The organism is Methylobacterium sp. A52T, assembly GCF_053346095.1.
Window position 1 is genome coordinate 1 of record NZ_JBKFBI010000189.1, and the last position, 8,576, is coordinate 8,576.

7 protein-coding genes are annotated in these 8,576 nt (G+C 73.7%); 2 read left to right on the top strand and 5 right to left on the bottom strand.

Annotated elements, in window-relative coordinates; translation table 11 throughout:
• A partial coding sequence (locus ACLBYE_RS27945; protein ID WP_447696665.1) for a glycosyltransferase occupies window positions 1-2,918 on the top strand: 2,918 nt, incomplete at its 5' end.
• On the top strand, window positions 2,915-3,634 hold the full coding sequence (locus tag ACLBYE_RS27950; RefSeq protein WP_042671319.1) for a CatB-related O-acetyltransferase: 720 nt from the start codon (window positions 2,915-2,917) through the stop codon (window positions 3,632-3,634). The genes ACLBYE_RS27945 and ACLBYE_RS27950, both read left to right, overlap by 4 nt.
• A gap of 39 nt (window positions 3,635-3,673) precedes the next feature.
• Here the strand turns inward: ACLBYE_RS27950 and ACLBYE_RS27955 are convergent, their stop codons facing one another.
• The 5 genes from ACLBYE_RS27955 to ACLBYE_RS27975 all read right to left on the bottom strand — a co-directional run bounded on the left by ACLBYE_RS27955 (window position 3,674) and on the right by ACLBYE_RS27975 (window position 8,379).
• Window positions 3,674-4,876, bottom strand: coding sequence for a hydantoinase/carbamoylase family amidase (locus tag ACLBYE_RS27955; protein WP_447696666.1), 1,203 nt, complete (start codon window positions 4,874-4,876; stop codon window positions 3,674-3,676).
• 76 nt (window positions 4,877-4,952) lie between these two features.
• Window positions 4,953-6,404, bottom strand: coding sequence for a methylenetetrahydrofolate--tRNA-(uracil(54)-C(5))-methyltransferase (FADH(2)-oxidizing) TrmFO (trmFO, locus tag ACLBYE_RS27960; RefSeq protein WP_447696667.1), 1,452 nt, complete (start codon window positions 6,402-6,404; stop codon window positions 4,953-4,955).
• 90 nt (window positions 6,405-6,494) lie between these two features.
• A complete protein-coding gene (locus ACLBYE_RS27965; RefSeq protein ID WP_020095497.1) occupies window positions 6,495-6,641 on the bottom strand; it encodes a DUF1127 domain-containing protein in 147 nt (48 codons plus the stop codon).
• Window positions 6,642-6,924: 283 nt separating this feature from the next.
• A complete protein-coding gene (locus tag ACLBYE_RS27970) occupies window positions 6,925-7,194 on the bottom strand; it encodes a GCG_CRPN prefix-to-repeats domain-containing protein (RefSeq protein ID WP_447696668.1) in 270 nt (89 codons plus the stop codon).
• Window positions 7,195-7,404: 210 nt separating this feature from the next.
• The gene (locus tag ACLBYE_RS27975) at window positions 7,405-8,379 is read right to left on the bottom strand and encodes a S1C family serine protease (protein ID WP_447696669.1); all 975 of its coding nucleotides are present in this window, start codon (window positions 8,377-8,379) and stop codon (window positions 7,405-7,407) included.
• Between the last annotated feature and the right edge of the window lie 197 nt (window positions 8,380-8,576).

Below are 8,576 nucleotides of genomic sequence, written 5' to 3' on the forward strand. Positions count from 1 at the left end.
GCGGGCGCGAGCCGTTCCTGCACTTCGCCGAGGCGGGCTGGCGGGAGCTGCGCGATCCCGGCCCGGGGCGCTCGACGCTGGCGGCGCTGCTGCGGGTCTGCGGGCTGCGGCCGGCGCGGGCGCCGGTCGAGGACACGGCCTGGCTCGGGGCGATCGGGCAGGAGATCCTCGAGCGGGACGCGTTCCTGGACCTGCAGGCGCGTCTGGTGGCGGGGCATTTCGACCACGGCTTCTACCGGGCGCGCTACGGCCTGTCCGAGGCGGAGGACGCGGTGCGCGACTACTGCGACACCGGCTGGCGGAAGGGCCGCAATCCCAGGCCCGACTTCGACGGGCAGGCCTACGGCGACGCGCATCCCGGGATGCGCGAGACGGGCCTCGCGCCCCTCGTCCACCGCCTCGCCACGGCGCTGATGCACGGGACCGACATCGCGGCCGGTGCCTTCCACCCCCGCTACGGCACGCCGGATTCGCGGGACGCGGCGCTGGCCGACGAGGCCCGGACGGTCGCGCCGTACTTCGACGCCGCCTTCTACGCCAAGCGCAATCCCGACGCCGCCGACGCCCCGCTCGCCCACTTCGTCGCCTACGGGCAGCACGAGGGCCGGGACCCGAGCAAGACCTTCTCGATCGCGTTCTACCGGGAGACCTACGGTCACCTCCTCGCCCCGGGGGAATCGCCGTTCCTGCACTACGTGCGCACCGGCCGGGCCGCCGGGCTGATGGGCTGCCCCGAGGATCTCGGCACCTACCCGCCCATGGAGGCCCCGGCGGCCGACGCGTGGGACCGCCTGCCCCGCGCCCTGCCCATCGCGCAGGCCCGCGTCGTCGTCATCGTCCCCGTCTACAAGGGCCGCGGCGAGACCCTGCGCGCCATCCACGCCTGCCTGGCGGCGCCCCAGGCCACCCCCTTCACCCTGCTCGCCGTCAACGACCGCTCCCCCGACCCGCAGCTGTCCGCAGACCTCGCCGCCCTCGCCGGACGCGGCCTGTTCCACCTCGTCGAGAACGAGCGCAACCTCGGCTTCGTCCGCTCGGTCAACCGCGCCCTCGGCCTGCGCCAGGGCCGCGCCGTCGTCCTGCTCAACTCCGACGCTGAAGTCTTCGGCGACTGGCTCGACCGCCTCGTCGCCCACGCCGAACACAACGCCGAGCCTCGGGCCGGGTCCGTCACGGAGGCGGGGGCAGAGGCGGGAATGGGCGCGGGGCTGCCCGTGGGCAGCGTCACGCCGCTGTCCAACAACGCCACGATCTGCTCCTACCCGCGCTTCAACGCCAACAACACCATGCCGCTCGAGATCGCCCGGCCCGACCTCGACCGCCTCGCCGCGCAGGTCAATCGCGGTCGCGCCGTGCCCGTGCCCACCGGCGTCGGCTTCTGCATGTACATGACCGCCGCCGCCCTCGACGCCGTCGGCGACCTCGACGCCGAGGCCTTCGGCAAGGGCTACGGCGAGGAGAACGACTGGTGCCTGCGCGCCATCAAGGCCGGCTTCGTCAACCTGCTCGCCGAGGACGTGTTCGTCCACCACGCCGGCCAGATCTCGTTCGGCCTCGACGCGGGCGGCGAGTACGACCAGGGCCAGGCGGCGCTGCTCGCCAAGCATCCCGACTACCCGGCCCGGGTCGGCCAGTTCGTCCAGGCCGATCCCGGCCGGCGCGGGCGGGCGCGACTCGACCGGGCGCGGCTGGCCCGGCACTTCGCCGGCCGGGCGCTGCTCTACGTGACGCACAGCTGGGGCGGGGGCATCCAGCGGCACATCGACGACATGGTCGCGCAGGCCCGGGCCGAGGGCCTGAGCGTGGTGCTGCTGCAGATCGACCGGACCCGCAACCTGGAGGTCCACGTCTCGTATCGCGGCCCCGAGTTCCTGTACCTGCCCAACCTCGACAGCCTGTACCTGCCGCGGGACGCGGCCGAGCTCGCCGACTTCGTCGGGCAGCTGGCGCCGGTCCTGATCCACGTGCACTCGCTGGCGGGGCTGCGCTGGGCGGCGGCGCGGGCGCTGATGGCGGTGGTGGCGGGGTCGGGGCGGCCCTACGCGTGGACGCTGCACGACTACTCGCCGGTGTGCCACCGCAACCACCTGGTGCAGCCGGACGGGCGCTACTGCGGCCTGGCGCCGGTCAGCGAGTGCCGGTCGTGCCTGGCGGTGGACGCGGACGGGTTCGAGGAGCCGGATCCGGGCGAGCGGCGGGCGGCGTTCGGGGCGTTCCTGGCGGGCGCCGCGCGGGTGTTCGCGCCGTCCTCCGACACGGCGGGCCGGATCCGGACGGTCTACCCGGATCTGTCGGTCACGGTGCGGCCGCACGTCGAGCCGGAGCGGTCGGTGCGTGACACCAGCCTCCAGCGGCCCGGCCGAATCCGCCGCGTCGCCGTGCTCGGCGCGATCAGCGCCACGAAGGGCGGCCTGTTCCTGCAGGCGCTCGCCACCGACGCGCAGGACCGCGACCTGCCCCTGCACTTCGCGATCGTGGGCTACTCGGACCCGGCCCTGGCGATCGGCCTGGAGCGCGTCGGGGTCGCCCAGACCGGGCGCTATTCCGGCGACCACGAGGCCCTGGACTTGGTCTGGCGGCTCTCGGCCGACCTCGTGCTGCTGCCGGCGATCTGGCCCGAGACCTACTCGTACGCGCTGACCCTGGCGCTGCGCACCGGCCTGCCGGTGGCGGCCTTCGACCTCGGCGCGCCGGCCGAGCGGCTGCGCGCCTACCCGAACGGGCACCTGCTCCCCGCCGCGCTGGCCACCGATCCGGCCGCCTTCAACGACCGCCTGCTCGCCATCGACGTCTCGGCCGCGGGCCGGCTCACCGTGCCGATCCGGGCCGCCACCTACGGCGACCTGATGGGCGACTATTACGGCCTGGACCCGGCGCCGGCCGGGACCGGGCACCCCAGCGACGAGGACGCCGCATGATCTCCGTCAACGAGGACATGAAGCAGGAGATGCTGCGCCGCGGCATCTCGGTGCTGCACCCGGCCCCGTTCGGCCTGCCGGAGGATTGCGTCTTCGAGCCGCCGTGCAGCATCAAGTGGATGGGCGTCGATTACTGCCTCACCATGGGGGCGTTCTCGTACGCGGTCAGCGGCTACTATTTCGGCGCCGACATCGCCCGCTACTGCTCGATCGGCGAGAGCGTCCAGGTCGGGCGCGGCAGCCACCCGGTCCAGTGCGGCTCGACCTCGCCGCTGTTCTACACGCACCACTCGGCGGTGTTCGACCGCATCGACCCGCGGGCGGAGGATTACGAGATCTCCGGCCCGTATCTCTGGCCCAAGCGCGTGCGCATCGGCAACGACGTCTATATCGGCCACGGCGCCTTCCTGATGCCCGACATCACGATCGGCGACGGGGCGGTGATCGGCGCCATGGCGGTGGTGACCAAGGACGTGCCGCCCTACGCGATCGTGGCCGGCAGCCCCGCCCGGATCGTGAAGATGCGCTTCCCGGACGCGCTGATCGAGCGCTACCTGAAGGTGCAGTGGTGGCGCTACGCCTTCTGGGACCTGCGCCAGTGCTCGATCACCGACCCGGAGACGTTCATCGACGCCGTCGAGGAGCGGATCGCCGGGGGCATGCAGGAATACCGGCCGGAGCTGATCCCGATCCGGTCGCTGGTGCCGGGCGCCTGAGGCAAGGCACCTGAGGCCGGGCGCGCCGGGGCGGCGCGCTCAGCCCGCCAGCACCCGCGCCGCCGCGTCGCCGAGGGCCCGCACGCCGAGGGCGAGGTCGGCGTCGCCAGTATCCTCCGCCCAGTGGTGGCTGATGCCGCCGATCGAGGGCACGAACAGCATCGCGGCCGGCAGGATCCGGGCGACGTTCTGGGCGTCGTGCCCGGCCCCCGACGGCATCACCTGCCACCCGCCGGGGCAGACGCTCTCGGCCGCCTCCGAGAGGGCGCGCATCAGGGCCGGGTCGCAGGGGGCGGGGATCGCCTTGGCCAGGGCCGTCAGCGTGGCGGGGCAGCGCTCGCGCCGGTTGGATTCGCGCACCAGCGCCTCCAGGCAGGCCTCCATCCGCTCCAGCACGGGCATCGCCACGTCGCGGAACTGGAAATACACCTCGGCGCGGCCCGGGATGATGCTGAAGCCGCCGGGATCCAGGGTGATCCGCCCCGTGGTCCAGGTGCTGCGCGGCCCGCAGACCTTCGGGAATTCCCGGTCGATCGCCGCGAGCAGCCGCACCGCCGAGAGACCCGCGTCCCGGCGCTCCGCCATGGTGGTGCCGCCCGCGTGGTCCTGGTTGCCGGCGAAGTCGATCCGGAACTGCCAGATCGCCACGATGCCGCTCACCACGCCGAGATGCAGGCCGGCGGATTCGAGCTGCGTGCCCTGCTCGATGTGCATCTCGAGGAAGCCGCGGTAGCGGTCCGGGTCGAGCCGCGTCCGGGGCAGGCCGGCGAGGCCGGCGCTCGCGAGCGCGGCGCGCAGCGGCGTGCCGTCGGTGCGGTTGCGCGCCTCGTCCATCTCGGCCTCGGTCAGGTCGCCGATCGCCGAGCGGCTGCCCAGGAAGCCGCCGGAGAAGTGCCCCTCCTCGTCGGCGAAGGCGACGACGTCGACGGGCAGCCCGGCGCGGGCCAGCGCGACCCCGGCCACGACGCCCAGCGCCCCGTCAAGCCAGCCGGCCTCGTTCTGCGTCTCGATGTGGCTGCCGACCAGCAGGTGCGGGCCCGGGCCGCGGTGGCGCCCGAGCACGTTGCCGATCCCGTCGATGGAGGCCTCCAGGCCGCAGGCCTCGAGCCGGGCCATCAGCCAGCGCCGGGATTCCATGTCGTCGGCCGAGAAGGTCGGCCGGTGGACGCCGGTGCGGAACCGGCCGATCTCGCGCAGCTCGTACAGGTCGGCCAGGAAGGCCCGGGTGTCGATCGCGGTCATGGTGAGCCCAGGCGATGAGGCCAAGTGAGGAGGCCAAGTGAGGAGGCCTCCGGCGGTGCAAGCCCCGTGCGGCCCGCTATTCCGCCGCCGCAGGTCTCGAGGCCGCGCCCTGCGCGCCACCCCGCGCACCGCCCGCCGCGCCCTCCAGCCAGGCGGCGAGATCGGCCCGGGCCCGGTCGGTGAGCGCGCGCTTCTTCAGCGCCGCCTTCTCGGGCCCGCGCAGGCGCCGGCCGGTCTCGTTGCGGGGGGCCCGCTCGAGCGGCGGGAACAGGCCGAAATTCACGTTCATCGGCTGGAACGAGCGCGGGGCGTTGGCCTCCCCGTCCGCCATCAGGTGGCCGCCGGTGATGTGGGCGATGAGCGCGCCGAGGGCCGTGCTCTGGGGCAAGGGGGCGAGGGGGTCGCCGGCCGCCTCCGCGACGGCGAAGCGGCCGGCCATCAGCCCGACCGCGGCGCTCTCGACGTAGCCCTCACAGCCGGTGATCTGCCCGGCGAAGCGCAAGGTCGGACGGGCCCGCAGCCGGAGGGTGGCGTCGAGGAGGCGCGGGCTGTCGAGGTAGGTGTTGCGGTGCAGGCCGCCGAGGCGGGCGAACTCGGCCCGCTCCAGGCCGGGGATCATGCGGAAGACCCGCACCTGCTCGGCGTAGGTCAGCTTCGTCTGGAAGCCGACCATGTTGTACAGGGTGCCCAGCGCGTTGTCCTGGCGCAGCTGCACGATCGCGCAGGGCTTGACCAGCGGGTCGCGGGGATTGGTGAGCCCCACGGGCTTCATCGGCCCGTGGCGCAGCGTCTCGGGGCCGCGCTCGGCCATGACCTCGACGGGCAGGCAGCCGTCGAAATAGGGCGTGCCCTCCCACTGCTTGAACCCGATCTTCTCGCCCGCCACGAGGGCGGCCACGAAGGCGTCGTACTGCTCCCGGGTCATCGGGCAGTTGAGGTAGTCCGCGCCCGTGCCGCCGGGTCCCGGCTTGTCGTAGCGGGACTGGAACCACGCCACGTCCATGTCGATCGAGTCGCGGTGGACGATCGGCGCGATCGCGTCGAAGAAGGCCAGTGACTCGGCGCCGGTCAGCCCGCGGATGCCCTCGGCCAGCGCCGGCGCGGTGAGCGGGCCGGTGGCGACGATGCAGGGCCCCCATTCCTCCGGCGGCAGGCCCTCGACCTCCCCGCGGACGAGGGTGACGTTGGGGTGCTGCTCCAGGGCCCGGGTCACCGCGGCGGAGAAGCCCTCGCGGTCGACCGCCAGCGCCCCGCCCGCCGGCACCTGGTTGGCGTCGGCCGCCCGCATGATCAGCGAGCGCAAGGAGCGCATCTCCTGGTGCAGCAGCCCGACGGCGTTGCCCTCGGGGTCGTCCGACCGGAACGAGTTGGAGCAGACGAGCTCGGCCAGCCCGTCGGTGCGGTGCGCCTCGGTGCCGCGCACCGGGCGCATCTCGTGGATCACGGCGCGGTGCCCGGCTTCGGCCACCTGCCAGGCGGCCTCGGATCCGGCGAGGCCGCCGCCGACGATGTGGATGGTCTGTGTCATGTCCGAGAATAGCGAAGGACCGCCGTCCGGATCAACGGGCGGCGGTCCTTCGAGACGTTCGTCTCGGGCGCTGTGGCGCGGACGCGGGGATCAGACGCGGGCGACGCCGCGGATCTCGCTGCGGTTGATGCCGAGATCGGCAAGATCGCGGTCCGACAGGCGGGACAGCTGGGTGACGGTGTCGCGGTACCGGAGATAGGCGCGGACGCGGCTCAGGACGCTACGGGCGGCGGACATGGTGTGCTGTGACCTCTGCTCGGGCAGACGATGGCGCCCCATTGCGCATCGCTGCCTCTTGTTGGTGCAACGCACATATAATCGCGCCGCAGCGCAGCAGGAGTCGCAAGGTCAAGCACCAGACCTGCGAAAATCGCATAACCGGCTTAAGAAACCGGCAAGGTTTCCGAATGGTCATTCTTTGTGCGCATGCAGGGCGAAGAAGGGCCTTCCGCACGCGCGAAGGGCGCCCCGCCGGTCGGCGGGACGCCCTGCACGCTGTCCGACGGGCTCGGACGGGGGCTCAGAAGAACGGGCGCGGCCCGTAGAAGCCGTAGGGCCGGTAGAAGGGCCGCGGCCGGTAGTAGCCGCCGTACCCGCCGTAATAGACCGGGCGCCGCCAGTAGCCGTAGGGCCGGGGGCCCCAGTTCGGCCGGCAGATGCCCCACGGATTGGGATGGAAGCCGGGACCGCAGCCCCCGGCCGCCTCGGCAGACCCCGCGAGCCCGAGGCCGCCGGCGATCGCGGCGGCCATCACGAGTGCCTTCGCGCGCGGTGCGCTCAGAATCGTCATGACTGGATCTCCTCAACGTTTCCGGCGGATCGGGAGCCGGTCGTTCGAGATTCGGTCCCGCCACCTGAACCGTCGCTGAGCCGTAGGTTGTGTCCGGTACAGGCCCGCGACGGCGCCGCGGCAACGCCGCTCGGCGCGCGAAGGTTGCACGCTCCGGGTCGCGGGCTCGTCGCGGCCTCGTCGCGGCCTCGTCGCGGCCTCGTCGCGGCCTCAGTGCAGCGAGGGCGTGCGCAGGAACCGCTCCCGATCCCCGGAGACGAGGGCGAGCTTCACGCCGCGCCCCTCCCGGCGGATCGTGAGGGGGACCCGCACCCCGGCCTCGCCCAGGGCCCAGACGCTCCGGAACAGGGCGGCGAGGTCGGCCACCGGCTCGCCGGCCACCGCCTCGATCACGTCGCCGGCCTGGAGGCCGCCGGTCTCGGCCGGGCCGTTATCGGCGAGGCCCATCACGACGATGCCCTCCTCGCTCTCGGTGGCGTAGAGGCCGAGCCAGGGGCGGGGCGGCCGGTCGGCCCGCCCGCGCGTGGCGAGGTCCTCGAGGATCGGCGTCAGCAGATCGATGGGCACGACCATGTTGATCGGCCGCGCCGCGCCGCCGCCGCCCTGCTGCAGCTGCAGCGAGCCGATGCCCAGCAGGTCGCCCTGGGGGCCGATCAGCGCGGTCCCGCCCCAGTGCGGGTGCGCGGGGGCGGTGAACAGGGCCTCGTCGAGGACGTACTCCCAGTAGCCGGCGAATTCCTGCCGGGCCACGACCTCGACGGCGACGCAGCGCTGGCGCCCGCCCGCCCCGGCCAGCACGGCCCGGTCGCCGGTCTTCAGCCCGGCCGAGCGGCCGAGCGGGAGGGCCGGCACGCCGAGATCGCCGAGCGCCTGGACCAGGCCGAAGCCCGTGGCGGCGTCGAAGCCGAGGACGTGGCCGGGCACCGAGCGGCCGTCCCGGGTGGTGAGCCAGACGCTCTCGGCCTCGGTGACGAGGTAGCCGATGGTGAGCACCAGCCCGTCCTCGCGGATCACCACGCCGTTGCCGGCGCGCTCGGTGCCGAGCGTCTCGGCCGTGAACGCGCTGTCCGGGATCCGCGCCGACAGGGCCAGGACCGCGGAGAGCGCCCGGTCGAGGTCGTAGCCGTAATCCGCGGGCCTGGGCTGGGCCTGCGCGGGGATCTTCCACTCGCCCTGCGTCGCCATGACAATCCTTCGGCTCGTCCGCCTGCGCTCCGGTCGGCCCCGGAGCCGCGCCATCGGCACACCATAGGATGTCCGCGCCGCCCGCGTCACCCGCGGCCGGCTGCGACCCGTGGCACGGGCCCGCGCGCGGCGGGGCCGGCGCAACAAAAAACCGCCCGGCGGAGCCGGGCGGGGCCCCGGCCCCGGGGGCCGCCCGG